At 71.0% G+C, this 16,826-nt stretch carries 16 protein-coding genes; 3 read left to right on the top strand and 13 right to left on the bottom strand.

Annotated features, from left to right (window positions below; all coding sequences use genetic code 11):
* Positions 1-914 (bottom strand): WhiB family transcriptional regulator (locus GA0115233_RS41670; protein ID WP_255310106.1); only part of this gene is annotated, 914 nt, incomplete at its 3' end.
* Between the two features lie 414 nt (positions 915-1,328).
* Here GA0115233_RS41670 and GA0115233_RS09000 point away from each other — a divergent pair.
* The gene (locus tag GA0115233_RS09000) at positions 1,329-2,390 is read left to right on the top strand and encodes a type III polyketide synthase (protein WP_176711688.1); all 1,062 of its coding nucleotides are present in this window, start codon (positions 1,329-1,331) and stop codon (positions 2,388-2,390) included.
* Positions 2,391-2,501: 111 nt separating this feature from the next.
* On the opposite strand, the gene GA0115233_RS09005 is transcribed toward GA0115233_RS09000, so the two are convergent.
* The 10 genes from GA0115233_RS09005 to GA0115233_RS09045 form a co-directional block, all read right to left on the bottom strand.
* Positions 2,502-3,224: a TetR/AcrR family transcriptional regulator gene (locus tag GA0115233_RS09005; RefSeq protein WP_093719599.1), complete on the bottom strand. Its 723-nt coding sequence runs from the start codon at positions 3,222-3,224 to the stop codon at positions 2,502-2,504.
* Between the two features lie 136 nt (positions 3,225-3,360).
* A complete protein-coding gene (locus GA0115233_RS09010) occupies positions 3,361-3,930 on the bottom strand; it encodes a TetR/AcrR family transcriptional regulator (RefSeq protein ID WP_093719600.1) in 570 nt (189 codons plus the stop codon).
* A 118-nt stretch (positions 3,931-4,048) separates the two neighbouring features.
* Positions 4,049-5,677, bottom strand: coding sequence for an FAD-dependent oxidoreductase (locus tag GA0115233_RS09015; protein ID WP_176711690.1), 1,629 nt, complete (start codon positions 5,675-5,677; stop codon positions 4,049-4,051).
* On the bottom strand, positions 5,661-6,932 hold the full coding sequence (locus GA0115233_RS09020) for an MFS transporter (RefSeq protein ID WP_093719602.1): 1,272 nt from the start codon (positions 6,930-6,932) through the stop codon (positions 5,661-5,663). Before GA0115233_RS09020 ends, GA0115233_RS09015 begins: the two co-directional genes overlap by 17 nt.
* A 22-nt stretch (positions 6,933-6,954) precedes the next feature.
* Complete coding sequence (locus GA0115233_RS42325; protein WP_369691363.1) at positions 6,955-7,803, bottom strand: SAM-dependent methyltransferase; 849 nt, start codon at positions 7,801-7,803, stop codon at positions 6,955-6,957.
* Position 7,804: 1 nt separating this feature from the next.
* A complete protein-coding gene (locus tag GA0115233_RS09030) occupies positions 7,805-8,602 on the bottom strand; it encodes a class I SAM-dependent methyltransferase (RefSeq protein WP_176711691.1) in 798 nt (265 codons plus the stop codon).
* A gap of 40 nt (positions 8,603-8,642) precedes the next feature.
* The gene (locus tag GA0115233_RS09035; protein WP_093719604.1) at positions 8,643-9,359 is read right to left on the bottom strand and encodes an alpha/beta hydrolase; all 717 of its coding nucleotides are present in this window, start codon (positions 9,357-9,359) and stop codon (positions 8,643-8,645) included.
* Between the two features lie 4 nt (positions 9,360-9,363).
* The gene (locus GA0115233_RS09040) at positions 9,364-10,836 is read right to left on the bottom strand and encodes a coproporphyrinogen-III oxidase family protein (protein ID WP_093719605.1); all 1,473 of its coding nucleotides are present in this window, start codon (positions 10,834-10,836) and stop codon (positions 9,364-9,366) included.
* Positions 10,837-11,127: 291 nt separating this feature from the next.
* Entirely contained in the window at positions 11,128-11,289 is a 162-nt protein-coding gene (locus GA0115233_RS40940; protein WP_176711692.1) for a hypothetical protein, read from the bottom strand.
* Positions 11,290-11,348: 59 nt separating this feature from the next.
* Entirely contained in the window at positions 11,349-12,728 is a 1,380-nt protein-coding gene (locus tag GA0115233_RS09045) for a radical SAM/SPASM domain-containing protein (RefSeq protein ID WP_255310107.1), read from the bottom strand.
* A gap of 156 nt (positions 12,729-12,884) precedes the next feature.
* Between GA0115233_RS09045 and GA0115233_RS09050 the strand changes: the two genes are divergently transcribed.
* A complete protein-coding gene (locus GA0115233_RS09050) occupies positions 12,885-13,325 on the top strand; it encodes a DUF6278 family protein (protein WP_093719606.1) in 441 nt (146 codons plus the stop codon).
* A 126-nt stretch (positions 13,326-13,451) separates the two neighbouring features.
* Positions 13,452-14,195, top strand: a complete 744-nt coding sequence (locus tag GA0115233_RS09055; RefSeq protein WP_093719607.1) for an amino acid ABC transporter ATP-binding protein — start codon at positions 13,452-13,454, stop codon at positions 14,193-14,195.
* A 192-nt stretch (positions 14,196-14,387) separates the two neighbouring features.
* On the opposite strand, the gene GA0115233_RS09060 is transcribed toward GA0115233_RS09055, so the two are convergent.
* Together GA0115233_RS09060 and GA0115233_RS09065 are read right to left on the bottom strand one after the other, a co-directional pair.
* A complete protein-coding gene (locus tag GA0115233_RS09060) occupies positions 14,388-15,947 on the bottom strand; it encodes a CocE/NonD family hydrolase (protein WP_093719608.1) in 1,560 nt (519 codons plus the stop codon).
* 116 nt (positions 15,948-16,063) lie between these two features.
* Positions 16,064-16,822, bottom strand: coding sequence for a hypothetical protein (locus GA0115233_RS09065; protein ID WP_093719609.1), 759 nt, complete (start codon positions 16,820-16,822; stop codon positions 16,064-16,066).
* Between the last annotated feature and the right edge of the window lie 4 nt (positions 16,823-16,826).

The raw sequence follows: 16,826 nt of genomic DNA on the forward strand, positions 1-16,826 counted from the left end.
CCCGCGCCGGCTCGGGCCGTCGGCGGGCGGCAGGGGAAAGCGGTGCCGGTGCCGGATTGGGCAGTCGGCGGCCAGCGGGAGCAAGCGGTGCCCGTGCCGGGCCGGGGACCTGGCCAGCAGCAGAGGGCCGGGGTGCCCGCGCCGGGCCAGGAACCTGCCGGGCCCCCCGGAGAAAGCGGTACGCGTACGCCAGGCGGGTCCGACGCTCGTCGGCCCTCCGCGCCGACCCCCGCCGTACGCGCCCGGTACCCCGGTACCGGCCCCGCCGGATGCCCCGCCGCCGACGGCAGTTGGGGCACGGGCGCCGGTACGCCCCGCCCGCCCGGGACGTACCCGGGAAGCGGGGGCCGCTCCACAGCGCGCTCCGTCGCCGGGCGTTCCGTACCGCCGGGCCTTCGCACCCGCTTCCTCGGTGCCCGCGGATTCGGCATGCCGCTCACCGGTCCGTCCGTGCAGGAGGAGGCCAACTCGGCGAGCTGCCAGGCCTGTTGGACCTGGCCGAAGCTGATGCCGAGGGCGCCCGCGATGCGCCGGGGGGTCCAGCCGTGGCGGCGCAGGTACCACACGTAGGCGGGCCGCTCCCGGGGTGTCGCGGTCAGCCGGCGCCCGCCCTCGGCCAGATACGCGGCCAGTTCCGCCCCCGTCGACTCCAACGTGCCCGCGATACGCAGCAGTTCGCGCCGCTCCCGGGAGTTGAACCCGCCCCAGATCCCGGCGCTCTCGTCGCGCACGAGCGCTTCGCGCAGGCACTCGCGGGCCACCGGGCAGCGTCCGCACAGACGTTTGGCGATGGCCTCGCGGTCGAGGCCGCCCGAGGCGCCGGGGAGCGGGAAGAAGGTCTCGGGGTCGGTGTCGCGGCAGGCCGCGCGTTCGGTCCAGGGGTCAGGGTCGGCGTGGTGCGGCGGAGCATGCATGGCGGTCGGCCCTTTCTCGGTGTGATCCCGGTGGCCGTAGCTCTCGGCTGTCCTCCCGGATTGAATTCCATAAGCGTTGAATTTCGCTCTAGTTGTAGTCAACTCCGAGTGCGTACCTTCGAGTTGCGAGGCAGACCCCGGACGGCGCCCCCGGTTGGGAAGGCCTCTGCAGCATCGTTTCCGCATGGTCATGTGCCGGCGGGTGCGCGCAGTTCTGTCATGCACGCGCCCGACCATTCGCGCCCACTGAGGCGCCCGTGAAGGCAGCACCGTCAAACACCGGGGGGAGTGTTCGGCATGCCCGGATTGCCATGGCGAGATCCATCAAGCGGCGACCGTGAGACCGTTCGAGCACCCGACGGCCGGACCGCGGTGCCTTCTTTCCACCCTGGCTTCCCATCGCTTGGAGATGTCGTGCCCGTCCTTACCGCACCCGTTGTCGCCCTGCCCCGCTATCAGGTGAGTACCGACGAACTCATCGATCAGTTGGTCGAGTTGTACGCGGACCAGCCGCGGATCGCAGCGGGGTGCCGGGCCGTTCGCGCGACCACGATCCAGACGCGCTGGTACACCCGGCCGCCGGCGGAGTGGCTGGCCAAGCAGCGTCCCCTCGCCGAGCACGCCCGCGAGCATCTGAACGCCTCGCTGGAGCTGGCGGAGCGCGCCGCCCAGGGCGCGCTGCGGGAGGCGGGACTGCTCCCCGGTGACATCGACGCCGTCGTGGTGACCAGCGCCACCGGCCACACCATGCCCGGACTCGACGTACGGCTGGTGCAGCGACTGGACCTGCGGCCCTCCGTCCGGCGCATACCCGTGACGCAGATGGGCTGTGCCGGCGGGATGTTCGGGATCACCACGGCCATGGAACTGGTCGCCGCCCGTCCGGACGACAAGGTGCTCGTGGTCTGCGCCGATGTCTTCAGCTACTACCTGAACCACGCCGACGCCGACATGACCGGACTGATCCTGAAGGGGCTCTTCGCCGACGCGGCCGGTGCCTGTGTCGTCAGCGGCAGCGCCGACGGCCCGCACATGGAACTCACCGACTCCTACCAGTGCCTTCAGTTCGGGACCCAGGACGTGGTGGGGACCCGCACGTCCGACGAGGGGCTGCACGGGTACAACTCGCCGGTACTGGCGAAGGCCATCGGTGCCATGACGCCGAAGCTCACTGAGTGGCTGGAGGCCACCGCGCCGCACGGAGGCCGCGGTATGCCGGAGTTCGTCGTCTCGCACACCGGCGGGCCGAAGATCATCGACACGATCGCCGAGGGGCTCGGCGGCCCGCCCGAACTGTTCGGCCTGACCCGGGACTCACTGCGCGACGTGGGCAACGTCGGCTCCGCCTCCGTACTTGAGGTCATGGAGCGCACCTTCGCCAAGCCGCCTGCCGAGGGCGCCAACGGACTTCTGCTCGCGTTCGGACCGGGCATCGTGATGTATGCGGTGCGGGCGGTCTGGCGCGGCGACGTCTGACGCGCCGGCCGGCCGCGGCGCGCGGCGGACCGCACAAGTGACCCGGACGGCCTCGGTGGAGGCCGTCCGGGTCGGTGTTCTGCGGGGCTTCGAGAACGAGCGCGCGGGCTGTCAGTCCTCGGCCCGGCCGCCCATCCGGCGGGGCCCCACGTCGATGGACAGGCGCAGTTCCAGGGCGGGCACCACCCAGGCGAGGAACTCCTCGTAGCTCATGCTCGCCAGCGGTTCGACTCTGAGGACGTAGCGCAGCAGCGCCAGCCCGACGATGTGCCCCGAGGCCAGTGCGGCGCGGGGTTCGGAGCCCACGACGTCCCGGTAACCGCTGGCGCTCGCCCACGACTTGGTGCTCGCCTCGATCCGGGACCTGAGCAACTCCGAGGTGACGCTGTCGGCGAGACCCGCGCGGTAGATCGCGGTCATGGCGTAACGCGTTGTCTCGTTCTCCCAGAACGAGAAGTAGGTCTGGGCCAGCCAGGCCGCCTCCGAGGTGGTGTCCTCGGAGAACGGCATGGCGTCGAACGCCGTCGCCACGCTGAACCGGGAGTTGACCGCCGCGTCAAACACGCCTTCCTTGTTGGTGAAGAAGTGGTGCACGAGGGCGGGGTCGACGCCGGCGTTCTCCGCGATGGCCCGGATGGTCGTCCGTACGTATCCGCGGTCGGCGAAGAGGTGGAGCGCGGCTTCGAGGATCTGCTCGCGGGTCCCGCTCTCGCCGGGCCGACGTCCGCTTCGGGCTGGTTTACGTCTTGTCCGGGCCGGTGGAACACCAGTCGATTCGTTCGTTTCGGCCCCCCCGGACGTAGATGCGGAACCGTCTGAGCGCCTGGATTTCATGAGATCACTGCACTTTGGGTGAGGGGCAACGGAACAATGAATTCATTGTACAGTGAAAATACCCTATCAGGTCGGACCCGGTCAGGCCACGAACATACGCAGTCCTTGGTCTCTTCCTTACCTTGACCGTTTGCGTTCACTCCTCCGCCAGTACCGTCCGCATCGACGGCGCCACCAGATCGGCCAGCGCCGCGACCGGCAGGTCGGCGATCGGCCGCAGCCGCAGCACGTACCGGGTGAACGCGACCCCCAGCAACTGCGCCGCCAGCACCCCGCTGCACGCCGCCGCCCGCTCCGCCCCCAGCGCGCCGCGCAGACTGCTGGTGAACTGCTCGTGCAGCATCTGCCGCAGATGCTCCGCCGCCCGCTCGTTGGTCGCCGCGCAGCGCAGCAGCAGCCGCATCGAGCCCTCGTCCAGGTCGTCCTCCCAGGGCGCGAGGAAGTGCGTGATCAGCGCCTGCGGAAGCAGCTCCAAGGGCGTGCCCGTCAGGTCGGGTAAACCCAGGTCGACGTCGAGGGCCGCGTCGAACAGCTGCTCCTTGCTGCCGAAGTAACGCATGACCATGGACGGGTCGATGGACGCCGTGGCCGCGATGGCCCGGATCGTCGACCGCTGGTAGCCGTCGGCGGCGAAGTGCAGCCGGGCCGCCCGCAGTATGGCCTCCCGGGTGCGCTGGGAACGCCCCGACATCAGCTGTTGTGCCATGGCGACGAGCCTTTCTTCCTCTGGTCCGCGCACGCTCCCGCGCGGTGGCGGAGCGCCGCGCGGGAAACGGTTCCTGGTGCACGGCCGGGCCCGTGGGGACCTCCACGACGGCCTCCCGTCACGTGCGGTCGGCGCGGGCGGGTTCGGAGTCGGCGGCTTCCTCGGACTGCTCCTTACGGCCCGCACGGGCCGGGGCGGTGGCCCCGGCGGCGGGGGCCGTGTCGCGGTGCGGGGTCGGGCCCTCGGTGCCGCACCAGCGGTGCAGCGCCTGCCGTACCCGCTCCTCGCGGCCCTGGGGCGAGGAGCCGTCCACCCAGGCCGCGTAGCCGTCGGGGCGGACCAACACCACGCCGAGACCGTCGAGTCGGGGCACCGGACCGGCCACCCGGACCGGGCAGACCCGCGAGCCCCAGCCCTCGCAGACCTCGCTCGCCACGCCGTCCCCGGCCAGGTCCAGCAGCAGGAACCGGCCGTCCCGCATCAGTTCGTACAGCCGCACCGGCGCGCCCTCGGTCCGTTCCACCGCCAGGTCCGGCACCCGCTGCCCGGGGCGCAGACCGGACCCGCCCAGCGCGGCCGGACGGCCACGGCCCGCATATCCCGCGCGCAGCCCGGAGATCGCCTCGCCCGCGAACCGGTTGATCCGGCGCCGCCCGAGCAGCCCGGACAGCACCACCCGGCGCAGGCCGCTCACCACCGGGGAACGGTGGGTGGCCATCCGGGTGGCGTGGTCGGTGGCCTTGAGGATCTTCTGCGCCTGCGGCCTGCGCTCGGCCTGGTAGGTGTCCAGCAGCCCGGCGGGCGCCCAGCCCTGGAGCGTGGCGGCCAGCTTCCAGCCGAGGTTGACGGCGTCCTGGATACCGAGGTTGAGGCCCTGCCCGCCGAGCGGCGAGTGCAGATGCGCCGCGTCCCCGGCGAGCAGCACGCGCCCGGTGCGGTACTGGTCGGCGAGCCGCTGGTGGATCTTGAACCGGGCCAGCCAGCGCGCGTCGTACGGCTTGGGGTCGAAGCCGAGGACCTCCGTGAGCCGCTCGGACAGCTCCTCGACCGTCACCTCGTCCCGTGTCCACGGGTGGTCCCGGTGCCCCACCGCGATCCGCCAGTACCCGTCCCCGAACGGCACCGACACCATCATCGCGCCGCCCTCGCCCAGGATCGTCACCCCGTCCTGCGGCGGGCTCTCAAGGCGCACGTCCGCGAGGATCGGCGCGATGTCGTAGGTGTGCCCGCGGAAGGCAATCCCGGACAGCTCGCGCACCACGCTGTGCGCGCCGTCGCAGCCCACCACGTAGTCCGCGGTCTCCTCCCACTCCCCGGACTCGGTGCGCACGTTCAGCCGTACGCCCGTGGCGTCCTGCTCCAGACCGAACACCTCGGCGCCGCGCTGCACGATCACCCCGAGGTCGACCGCCCGCTGCTGGAGCGCCTCCTCGGTGCGGCTCTGCGGGACCACGTACAGCGCGGGGAAGCGGCTGTCGATCCCGGTGAAGTCGATCGAGGCGCCTCGCGCGGGCCGCATCCGGCCGACCGGACGGCCCACCGCGGTGAGCACGTCGGCGTGCCCGCGCAGATCGAGCACCTCCATCGTCCTGCTGTACAGGGCCATGGCACGGGACTGCGCGGAGGGTGCGGTACGGCGCTCCAGGACGGTGCAGGAGACTCCGGCGGCGGCCAGTTCACAGGCCAGCGCCAGTCCGGTGGGTCCCGCTCCGACGATGATGACGGACTGCTCAGGGGTGGGTGCCATGGGTCTCTCCTTGGACATCGGTCAGCGATACGGCCGGTGCGGACGGCGCACCGGAAACGGCGGACGGCCGGCCGGACCGCGCCGCCCAGGCGCCGCAGCCGAGCGCCAGGGCCCCGAGCAGCAGCCAGCCGACGGCGCCGCGCTGGACCACCAGGAAGGTGACCACCAGCGGGCCGTAGGTGTTGCGGGCGGCGTTGCCCAGGCTGAAGAAGGCCAGATACACCTGGCGTCGGTCCTCGGGCGCCAGGTCGTAGGAGATCGCCCAGGCGCCCGCCTGCTGGTGCATCTCCGCGAACGCCTGGAGGCCCACCGCGGCGAGGATCACCGCCACCGCCCAGGCGGCGGGCAGTTCACCGGTGACGGCCAGCAGACAGCAGCAGGCGGTCAGCAGCAGCCCGCTCAGTCTCAGCGCCCGCCCGCCGTCCGCGGCGCTCTCCACGTCGCGGGTGGCGTGCACCTGGAACACCACGACGACCACCGTGTTCAGCACCAGCGTCCAGGCGATCACGGACCGGGGCAGGTCGTCGTGGGCCAGCACCCACAGCGGGATGCCGACCGTCAGCACCGTCACATGCAGGCTCACCACGGAGTTGAGCACGGTCAGCCAGGTGAACCGGCGGTCCCGGAAGACCGCCAGGCGCCGCCGCCACGGCAGCGGCCTGCCCCCGCCCGCGTCGCCCGCCCGCAACCGCGTGACCAGCACCGCGGCCAGCACGAACGACAGCGAATTGCCGAACACGACGGCCAGGTACACCCCGTCGCTGTCCCACAGCAGCGCCCCGGCGGCGGCCAGCCCGCCGAGCGAGAGACCCAGGTTCTGCAGGGACCGCGCCATCCCCATGGCGCGTACCCGCTGCCCGACGTCCACGGCCGCCCCGAACAGCCCCTGCACCAGCGGGGAGGCGGCCCGGTCGGCCACCGCCAGCAGGGACACCACGCACAGGAACGGCACGAAGTCGGAGGCGAACGGGAAGCACGCCAGCAGCGCCGCCCGGGTCACATGGGCGGCGATCAGCATCCGGCGCGGACCGGCCCGGTCCGCGAGGATCCCGGTGGGCACCAGCAGCGCGAAGGACACCGCGCCCGCGACACCCAGACCGAGTCCGACCTCACTGCTGCCCAGGTCCAGGTAGCGGGTGAGGAAGACGACGGAGACCGCCATGTACAGCCCGCTGCCGAGGGCGTCCACGAACACCGCGGTCAGCAGGGCGAGCGCGCTGCGCGGCAGCCGCTCCCGGTCGGCGGACTTCTTCATGTCGGCTCCGTTCGGCGGGAGTTCAGTAGTAGTCCCGCATCAGGTCGTCGACCCAGTGGGGCTGTACGACGTCCTCACGCGGACCGAACTGGGTGAGATACGGCTTGAGATCGAGCACCGGGGTGCCGTCCACGGCGTCCAGCCCGCGTACGTGCACATCGAGCCCGTCCACCTTCAGCAGCTTGCAGCGCGAGACCCCGATCCGGTTGGGGCGGTTCTTGGCGCGCTGGGCGAAGATCCCGGTGCGCGGCCAGTCGGGGTTGCCCCGCGGATGCCGGGCACCGGTGTGGATCTTCTCCGGGGCCACCCGGTGGAAGTGGAACACCACCTCCAGGTGGGAGAAGGTGTCCAGGCCCAGCAGGGCATCCGCGTCGAACCGGGTGCCGTCCAGCCGGATCACCGAGGTGACATCGCCCCAGTAGTCGTCGGACAGGTCGCTGCGGTCGGTGTGCACGCGCCCGATCGGCACCAGGTCGGTGACGGCGCCCGGCCGGGGCTCCTCCAGATGCGCGAACCACACCTCGTCGCGGACCAGTAACTCGCCCGAGACGGCCCGCTGCACGGTCAGGAAGATCTGGTCGGCGGGCACGTCCAGCATCCGCGACAGACGGCTCTGCAGCAGTCTGAGCAGCGCGCCCACCTGTTCCTTGTCGTAGCTCGCCTTGCACACCACGAACCCGACCGGGGCCGCGGGGGCGTCGGGGGCGTCGCGCCACTCGGGCCGGTGGTAGGTGCCCGGTTCCAGGCGCTGCCACCACACCCAGCAGTGCCCGGCCGGCAGACCGAGCAACTCGGTGACGTCGGCGGCGAGTTGCTCCAGGGCGGCGGGGCCGGGGCTCGCGTCGGGCGAGAACAGCCGGATGACGGGCATGTCACTCCTTCCCGGCGAGCGGCTTGACGCCGATCACCATGCAGGTGCGCACCGGGATGAAGAACTCCTCGCCCTCCTGGCGGATGCCCAGCGCCTCCCGGTGCGCGGCGGGAACCTCGGCGAGCCTGCGCCGGATCGCCGCCTCCGCCTCGGCGCCGGAGGAGGCGATCTCGCACCAGCGCCTGACGGGCACCCCGGTGCGGCTCTCGGCCTGACCGCCGCGCGCCACGGGGACGTTGAGCCCGGCGCCCTGGAGGAAGCCGACCCATTCGTCGAGGGTGTAGCTGCGCACATGGGTCGGGTCGTGGAGGATCTCCAGCTCGTGGTTGAGCGCGTCGATCTCCGGGTCGGCGTTGCCCTCCAGGTCGATCACCGCGAGCCGTCCGCCGGGCCGCAGCAGCCGGGCCATCTCGCCGACCGCCTTGCGGATGTCCTGGAAGTGGTGCGGGGCCAGCCGCGAGACCACCAGGTCGAACGAGGCGTCCTCGAAGGGCAGTTCCTCGGCGACCGACTGCACGGTCTCCACCGCCGCCTGCCGCTCGGCGGCCAGCTTGCGCACCGACTCCAGCATCGACGGCGCCGGGTCCACGCACACCACACGGGCCGGGTCCTGGTCGGCGAAGGAGAGCGCCAGATGCCCGGCGCCGCAGGCGACGTCGCAGATCGCGCTGCCCTTCTGCGGACCGAGCGTCTCGTGCAGGGCGGCCATGGTCGGACTGGAGCGGTGCACCTCGCTGGTGGCGAAGTTCTCGGCGATCTTGTCGAACCGGCGGCTGGAGAGAGTCTCACTCGCGGGCATGTCGTTCCCTTTCGATGTCGTGCTGTGTGCTGACGTGACGTCACAAGCCGGCGCCCACCAGGGAGGTGAGCGCGGGGAGCGGGTCCCGGGCCGGGCCGGGTCCGCAGGGGTGCAGGGTGTGACCGAGTCCGTCGAGCACATGGACCCGGACCGCGGGTGAGTGGGTGCCGATGAGATGGCGGGCGGACCAGTCGGCGTACATGGCCGGTTCGAACACCGCGGGCGGCAGCTTGTCGTCGTTCTCGTCGGCGAGATAGCCGACCAGGTCGAGGCTGCCGTAGACCAGTTCGATCAGGGGGACGCGGGAGGTGAGGAAGGCGTCCGCCTCCACCACCGTGCCGATCAGCACGACACGGTCGGCGCGCGGCGGCTCCCCGGTCTCCAGCAGCCGCAGCAGCGCCTGGCCGCCGAGCGAGAACCCGATCAGCGACAGCGGGCCGGTCATCACATGCCGGTTGCCGGCCAGCAGCCGCCCCAGCCGCTCGGCGCGCCGTCGCTCGTCGTCCGCCGAGGCGGGCCTTTCGGGATCGCGTACGGGCATGTCGCACCGCAGCACCTGGGCGCCCGAGGCCACCAGCGTCGCCGTCAGCCGGTCCAGCAGGACGTCGTCGCGGCCCGTGCCGTCGAGGACGGAGACCGTGCCGGGACCGGACAGCAGCACGGTCGCGTTCGCCGGTCCGGCCGGGAACGACCGCCGGGCGCGGTAGGGGGTCCCGTCCGGGTCCCGGCGCCACTGGAGTCGGTGGTGGACGCGCACCGTCTCACCTCCGGCACACGGCTTCGGCGAAGGAGCCGATGCGCTGGTGGAAGTAGACACTGATGATCTCCTCGTGCAGGGCCTCGCCGTCCAGCGTGGGAATGACGCTCTCCGCCGCGCCCGGCACCGGCTCGACCAGGCCGCGCTCCAGGAGTTCGGCGAACACTCCCGCGAACGGCTCGTCGTGGAACAGCTCGACGCCGAACCGGCGCCTGAACCGGCCCGCGTCGATGGGCTGGTTGGCCTTGAAGTTGAAGCCGAGGACCAGCCCGGCCGCCTCCAGTCCGGCCAGCCGCCGGCCGAACGCCAGGGGCAGTTCGGGGCCGTTCTGCAGCAGCCTGGCGTAGCCGCCGATGTCGGCGATGTTGTGGGTCTGCACGACCGTGTCGTCGGCGCCGGTCAGCCAGCCGTAGGCGCCGGGACCGTAGGCGATCATCGAGTCGTGGCGCTGCCACTTGTTGCGCGAGACGCGCGGGATGTTGCCCTCCGGGTAGAGACCGGGCCGGTTCCACCAGCCGCACGGGCTCGGGTGGTAGCCCGCGTCCAGCAGCAGCTCCACGATGGCCTCGCGCATCGCGTACGTCTCGTCCAGGCCCGGGAAAAGGTGCTCCTCGCGCAGCCGGTCGCGGACGCTCTCCACGTTCCACAGCGCGCGGTTGCCGATCCCCATCTTCGCCCGGTCCGCGTTGCGCAGCCGGTAGATGGTGATGGTCGGCACCTCAAGACCGGTCAGGGTGCGGATGTCCTCGGCGACCTTCTCCGGGGTCTGGTGCGGCAGCCCGAACATCATGTCCACGTTGAACGGCCGCCCGGTCGCCCGGAGTTTGTCGATCGCCGTCAGCGACATCGCGGCGTCGTGTCCGCGCCCCGCGAAAGCGTTGACCTCGCTCTGCAACGACTGCACGCCCACGCTGAACCGGTTGAAGCCGAGCGCGTGGGCCTCGGCGAGCTCGGCGTGCTGGAAGTTGTCCGGGTTGCCCTCCAGCGAGATCTCGCAGTCGTCGGTGAGGGCGTAGTTGTCCCTCATATGGGCCACCAGCCGCGCCAGTTGCTCGGTGCCCAGCAGCGAGGCGGTGCCGCCGCCCAGATAGACCGACTCGATCCGCGCCTCCGCCAGCCAGGGCGCGTGCGCCAGCCGCCGGGCCGACTCCTCCAGCAGGAGGTCGGTCCACATCCGCGCGGTGCGCTCGCCCTCCGCGCCACCGGGAGCCTTGCGCTTGACGTAGTTGCAGAAGTGGCAGATGTACGCGCACAGCGGCACATGGAAGTACAGGTGCGCGGGCCGGCCGGCGCCCGGGTGGGCGCGCAGCGCGTCGGCGACCTCCGAGGCGTCCAGCCGGTCGCCGTAGTTGGCCGTCACGTTGATGTTGTAGTCGTCCTGGCCGATCCTGAGGGCCGGGTTCTCCTGGAGCAGCCGCGCGAGTCCTGTGCCGGGGCGCACGGCTGTCGTGCCGGCTGAAGCAACCGTCTTGCTCATCGCGACCTCGTCTCCTGTCCGGGGTCGGCCCCCGTATCTCCGGTCACGCCGCGCCTGACGTTCGCGCGGCCCTTCCCGGCCCGTCCCTCACGGGCCGGGAAGGCCGTGCAGCGCTCGCCCCCGTTTCCGATCCCTCGGCGGTCCCGGGAGCCCCATGAGCGCTCTTCCGCGAGCCCGTCCCTCTACGAGCCCGGGGGGTCTGTGACTTGCCGTCCGGACCGGCCCAGGTGGAGGGGCGATCCGGACGGCACGGTTCGGTTGCGCTCCGCTCGGTCCTGCCACTGCTGTGGTTTAGACCTCGACCTCGATCACGGTGGCCTCGGTGATGTTGGTGGCCTCCACCAGGAGGGTCTCGCTGGGCGCGGTGGCCGAGGCGGCGCCGACGGCGCTGAGCGTCACGCCCTCCTGGCCGGGCTCCAGGTGGATACGGATGACCTTCTTCTCTTCGGGCATGTCCGTGTTCCCTTCGATGAGGGGCGGCAGCGGTCGCGCCGCCCGCGGACGGGTCCCGCTCACGTCGTCGGGAGCGGGGTCGGTGGGCCCGGTGTTCCGGGCGTGCGGCTCTCGGGCCGCGCCTGGCGCGGGGTGAGGGTCAGGCGTACGTCACGCTGCTTGCGTTCGCGCCAGTAGCGGCCGGCGCGCAGCATGAACTCCTGGAGGTATTCGGTGGCCCCGCACCCCTTCGGGTCACCGGTGAGATTGCGGGCCAGCGGCGGGCACCGGAACTGGCACCAGATGTCCTCCGCGGCCACCGGGCAGCTCCCGCACACGGTGTGGTCGCTGAACCGGATGTCGCGGAAGGCGTCGAAGCCGCTCTCCCAGATGTCCGCGAAGGACCGCTCGGCGAGGTTCCCGGCCCGGTGCAGCTGGCCCGACATGCAGTTGCTGCACGGGTAGACGTCGCCGCGGGAGTTGACGTAGACGACCGAGCGGCCGCACTTCTCCTGGCCTACGGCGCGCTCCAGGCGCTGGCAGAACTGGATGGTGTCCACCCCGCGGATCTCGTCCGCGGCGCGCCGGCCCGGCCGGCTGCCGGGGGCGCCCGCGGGCTCGGTGCCGGAGTCGGCCTCGGGGGAGGTCGAGTACCGCTCCATGCACCTGCGGTAGACCTCGAAGACCTCGTCGACGTCCTCGGGGCGCAGCAGCATGTCGGGGTGGAGCAGGGCACGGCCCACCGGGTGGGTCTCCAGCCACTGGGGGCGCGGGTAGCCGCGCTCCGCGCACCACTCGAAGATCTCCTCGGCGTCCTGGACGTTGTTGCGGTGGACGGAGATCGCGGTGCGGAAGACATGGCCGTGCTTGCGCATCATCTCGAAGGCGTGCTGGAGCTTGGGGAAGTCCATGCGTCCGCGCACGGTGCGCTCGGGGTCGGCCGTGTCGAAGCTGATGAAGAAGGACTGGCCGGGCGGGATCGCCGCGAGTTTCTCCTCGGTGATGAGCAGGCCGTTGGTGAAGATCTGGGTGCTGAAGGGCTTGCTGCGGGCGTGGCGGATGATCTCCACCGCGTCCCGGTGGGAGAAGATCTCGCCGCCGGTGAGGAAGACCTGGAGCACCCCCAGCTCGGCGAACTCGTCCAGCAGGGCCTTGATCCGCGGGGTCGACATCTCGTCGGGCCGCTTGAGCGCGGAGTCCGCGTAGCAGTGCTTGCAGCGCAGATTGCACAGGTTCGTGGTCTCCACGAACGCGATCGCCGGGGCGGACAGATGGAACCGGTCCAGGGTCACCAGCGGATCGCTGAGCGCGTGCTCCATCAACTCCTCGGCGGACACCGGCCGTCCGGCGTTGTGACGGAGGATCAGCGTCCGCGCCGAGTCGGCGAGGAACTCCACATGGCCGTTGGGCAGGAGGGCGACCAGTCCGCCCTCGTTCACCTGGAATGGGATCTTCCGCACCGGTCCCCGCCTCCCGGAAGGCCAAAGTCAACATTCGTTGAACTCATGACCTGATGAACTCTACGGAGAATGAATAAGCTTTGGCAAGAGGTATCCGGGCGGTCGGTTCCCGCGTGCCGGTGGTGCCGGTGGCATGGTCGGTGCGAGGGTGAAGGTATGAACATCCCCTTCCTGGACGCCTGGCGGAAACGGCGCGGACCCGCGCGCGGAGTGGCCGTCTTCTCGGACGGCGAGGACTCGGGCGAAGGCCTGGCCGAGCTGCTCTCCGAGTGCGAGCTGCTGCGCTCCCGGGCCGCCCGGGAAGGGGTCGCGCTGGACGACTCGGCGGCCTCCCTGGAGGCGCTCGACCAGCTGGTGCCGCGCTGGCGGGACGACGAGGAGGAGCTGTCCTGGCTCGGCAACGACGCCGGTCTCTACCTCGGTACGGTCATCGTGCGCACCGTCCCCGGCGCCAAGTGGGAGCTGCGGGCCAACGGGCAGCCGGTGGTACGGCTGGCCTCGGGCCGGGAGTTCGACGTCGTGGAGTCCGGGCACGAGTGGGCCGCCAGCGGTGTGCCCGAACTCTCGCAGCTCTACGCCGAGGTCGCCGAGACATGAACCCCTGGCCCAAGCCGCGGGTTAAATACGGCTAATGCCCGGCAAGTGCGTGTCGCGGCTTAACTCCTGTCGTGTCCCGATAGTTTGCGGCAGCCACGACACAGCTGAGAGTGGGTAGGGCTGGGCATGGTCGTCGATCAGTTGATCGAACTGCGTGACGTCAACAAATACTTTGGGGAGCTGCACGTCCTCCAGGACGTCAACCTCACCGTCGGCAAGGGGGAGGTGGTCGTCGTCATCGGCCCGTCCGGATCGGGCAAGTCGACCCTGTGCCGGGCGATCAACCGGCTGGAGCCGATCCAGTCCGGCACGATCCTCATCGACGGCCAGGCGCTCCCCGCCGAGGGCAAGGCCCTCGCCCGGCTCCGCGCCGATGTGGGCATGGTCTTCCAGTCCTTCAACCTCTTCGCCCACAAGACCGTGCTGCAGAACATCTCACTGGGGCAGGTCAAGGTCCGCCGCCGCAAGAAGGAGGAGGCGGACCGGCGTTCCCGGGAACTGCTGGACCGGGTGGGCCTCGCCGACCAGGCCGACAAGTACCCCGCCCAGCTCTCCGGCGGCCAGCAGCAGCGGGTGGCCATCGCCCGCGCCCTCGCCATGGAGCCCAAGGCGCTGCTCTTCGACGAGCCGACCTCGGCGCTCGACCCCGAGATGATCAACGAAGTCCTCGAAGTCATGCGGCAACTGGCCCGCGAGGGCATGACCATGGTCGTCGTCACCCATGAGATGGGCTTCGCCCGGTCGGCCGCCAACCGTGTCGTCTTCATGGCCGACGGCCGGATCGTCGAGGACCGCGCGCCCGAGGACTTCTTCACCCGCCCGGAGAGCGAGCGCGCCCGGGACTTCCTGTCCAAGATCCTCAAGCACTGACGAGATCCCGAGCACCGAACAGGGAGCGCGATTCCACGCCGTGTACCACACGTGTGCCCTCGACGACCCAGGACGACGGTTGCTCAAGCCCCGCCCCCGCCCGGGGGGTGCGGCGCGACGATCCTGCACTACGATGGGCGGTTCGTCCCCTGGGGTCACACAGAGCCATACCCGTCCGGCGGCAGCCGGAGATCACTGCTCGCGCAACGGGACCGACACGAACGACGGGTCGGTCGCCGGCGAGGAGAAGGTCAGCTGCGCGCCGGTCGGGTTGTGCTCGGCGTAGAGCGGGTCGACCGTGTCGACGACCAGGGCGAGCCGGTGGCCGGCCGGGACGTCGTACGCCGTGGAGAACAGCTCCAGGTCGACGCCGAACGGCTTGCCGGGCGTGCGGCCGTGGAAGCTGTACGGCGCGTTGCTGATCAGCCTGCCGATGCCGAGCGGACCCACGTCGTAGAGGTAGGCGACGAAGGTTCCGCTCTCCTCGGTGGGCGTGACCGTGGTGTGCAGCCGGGCGGTGCCGCGCACCCGCTGGGCGGTGGGGTACTTCTCCGACTGCCATACGGCCGCCCAGCGGCGCGGCAGCAGCGGAATGGACGCCAGCGGCGGCACCTTGGCGAACTGGTCCAGCAGCCCGGAGAGGATCACCAGTCCGCCGTCCGCGCCGGAGTTGACGTTCGCGCGGATCGTCGGGGAACCGGCGAGGGCGATCTTCCGGGTGTCCGCGCCGACCGACTTCCAGTCCGGGTAGGTCTCGTAGCCGCCGCCGGACCGTGACATCAGCCGGACCGGCTGCTCGCGGTCGACGCCGTTCGCCTCGCCCTTGAGGTGGAAGTCGAACCAGCGCACGGCGTCGGTCCAGACGTCGTTGGGCACCCCCAGCAGACCGGTGACCTCGGGGGTGGCGTGGTCGCCGGGGCGGAACTGCAGCCGCTTGGGCCCGGTCAGCTTCTCGTAGAAGTCCGCGTACTGGTTGGGCGGGAAGACCGAGTCGCTCCAGCCGTTGGCGAGGAACACCGCGGGGGAGTGGGCGTTGAGCCGGTCCAGGTAGGTCGTGACGGATCGTTTCTTTCCCCAGGCGACCATCTCCTTCTCCCGGCTCAGGTCGCCGGTGCGGAAGGCGCCGAATATCTCCTCCAGTTCGGCGCTCTGCCGTCCCGTGAGGGAGCTGGTGGCGTTCAGCAGCGCGGCGGCCTGGGTGTGCTGGGTGCGGCCGGAGTAGATGGAGTCGATGAGGTCGGCCCAGCCGCTGAGCGCGGCGACCGCTCTGATCCGCTTGTCCTGCGCGGCCGCGAGCAGACTGATGCCCGCCGCGTACGACATCCCGCCCATGCCGATCCGCTCCGCGTCGGCCGGGGTGTGGGCGAGCGCCCAGTCGATCACCCGGGAGGCGTCGGCGATGTCCGGCGGACCGGCCACTTCTATCTCGCCGCCGGACTGCCAGAACCCGCGCACGTTGTAACTGACCACGACGTAGCCGGAGTTCGCCAGCCGCTGTGCCTGGGCGAAGTACTGGACCTGCGGTGTCGCCCAGGCCGTGGGGAGCACCAGCAGCGGGTAGCGGCGGCCGTCCCCCGCGCCCGCGGGGGTGAAGACGTTCGCCCGGAGCGTCGTACCGCCGTCGCCGGTGATGTCGACGAAGCTGACGCCGCCCGTCGAGGCCGAGGCCGGCGCGACGGGGCCGAGGCCGGCGATCAGGCCGGCCGAGACGATGCCGACGGCGGTGGTGCGCAGAGCCCTGCGGTGTCCCACGAGTCACTCCTCACTCGATTCGGTGCAAAGTGACCCGACGTTAACCAAGATCCCTTACCGCAAGTAACCCGCGGGTAAGTTACGTGCCAGTAACGATTGTTGAAGGGTATGCGACCTCAGGAGGCGCGGTGGGAGGTCGCTGTCTTCTCCGGGGCCGGCAGGGGTGCCTGCGCGGCCTTCGTGACATCGCCGACGAGTTCGACCACGTCCGGCCCGTACGCCTGGGAGTTGATGACCTTCAGCAGCAGGACGAAGGAGTTGCTGCCGTACTTTCGGGCCAACCGCTCGTGGTTGCGGGCCAGATAGCGGGTCGCGGCCTGGTTGGTGATGGCGCGCTGGCCGCAGAAGAGGAAGACCGGACGGCTCGTCTTCGGATCGCCCGCCGTGAGCCGGGCCAGCAGGACGTACTCGGCGACGCCCGCCTCCAGCCGGTAGCGCTCGCCGCCTATCTGGAACGCGCCCCGGTCCGGGCCGGGTTCGGGATCGACGTTGACGCGTATGCCGGGCAGCATCGCCGACATGTGGGCCAGCATGCGCCGGTTCGACGCCGGCCCGCCCACGCAGAACTCGGTGCGCTCGCCGAATCCCTGGTGGACCGTGTCCTGGGTGACCACCTGGGTGTGCGCCCCGCAGTCCTTGATCAGCGCGGCCAGCTCCAGCAGCGTGAACACGTCGAAGCGGTGCACGGCCGGTTCGGAGGTGGACGGGTCGCGGTTGACGACGAGCAGGGACTCCGAGTTCTCCGGCAGCCCGAAGAACCTCTGCTTGCGGCGGAGCTTTCGCTTCCACAGATAGGTCCGGGCCAGCCAGCCCAGCGTGGCGCTGATGCCCGCGGCGACCAGGCCGAGGACGATGTTGCGTACGTCGTCATTCATGGGC

The sequence above is a fragment of the Streptomyces sp. DI166 genome, from assembly GCF_900091315.1.
Lineage (GTDB): Bacteria > Actinomycetota > Actinomycetes > Streptomycetales > Streptomycetaceae > Streptomyces > Streptomyces fuscus.

Bases quoted from the DNA above. Each gene is read 5' to 3' on its own strand.
- GA0115233_RS09005 (WP_093719599.1), bottom strand. From the start codon at position 3,224: ATGAAATCCAGGCGCTCAGACGGTTCCGCATCTACGTCCGGGGGGGCC.
- GA0115233_RS09010 (WP_093719600.1), bottom strand. From the start codon at position 3,930: ATGGCACAACAGCTGATGTCGGGGCGTTCCCAGCGCACCCGGGAGGCC.
- GA0115233_RS09015 (WP_176711690.1), bottom strand. From the start codon at position 5,677: ATGGCACCCACCCCTGAGCAGTCCGTCATCATCGTCGGAGCGGGACCC.
- GA0115233_RS09020 (WP_093719602.1), bottom strand. From the start codon at position 6,932: ATGAAGAAGTCCGCCGACCGGGAGCGGCTGCCGCGCAGCGCGCTCGCC.
- GA0115233_RS42325 (WP_369691363.1), bottom strand. From the start codon at position 7,803: ATGCCCGTCATCCGGCTGTTCTCGCCCGACGCGAGCCCCGGCCCCGCC.
- GA0115233_RS09030 (WP_176711691.1), bottom strand. From the start codon at position 8,602: ATGCCCGCGAGTGAGACTCTCTCCAGCCGCCGGTTCGACAAGATCGCC.
- GA0115233_RS09040 (WP_093719605.1), bottom strand. From the start codon at position 10,836: ATGAGCAAGACGGTTGCTTCAGCCGGCACGACAGCCGTGCGCCCCGGC.
- GA0115233_RS40940 (WP_176711692.1), bottom strand. From the start codon at position 11,289: ATGCCCGAAGAGAAGAAGGTCATCCGTATCCACCTGGAGCCCGGCCAG.
- GA0115233_RS09050 (WP_093719606.1), top strand. From the start codon at position 12,885: ATGAACATCCCCTTCCTGGACGCCTGGCGGAAACGGCGCGGACCCGCG.
- GA0115233_RS09055 (WP_093719607.1), top strand. From the start codon at position 13,452: ATGGTCGTCGATCAGTTGATCGAACTGCGTGACGTCAACAAATACTTT.
- GA0115233_RS09065 (WP_093719609.1), bottom strand. From the start codon at position 16,822: ATGAATGACGACGTACGCAACATCGTCCTCGGCCTGGTCGCCGCGGGC.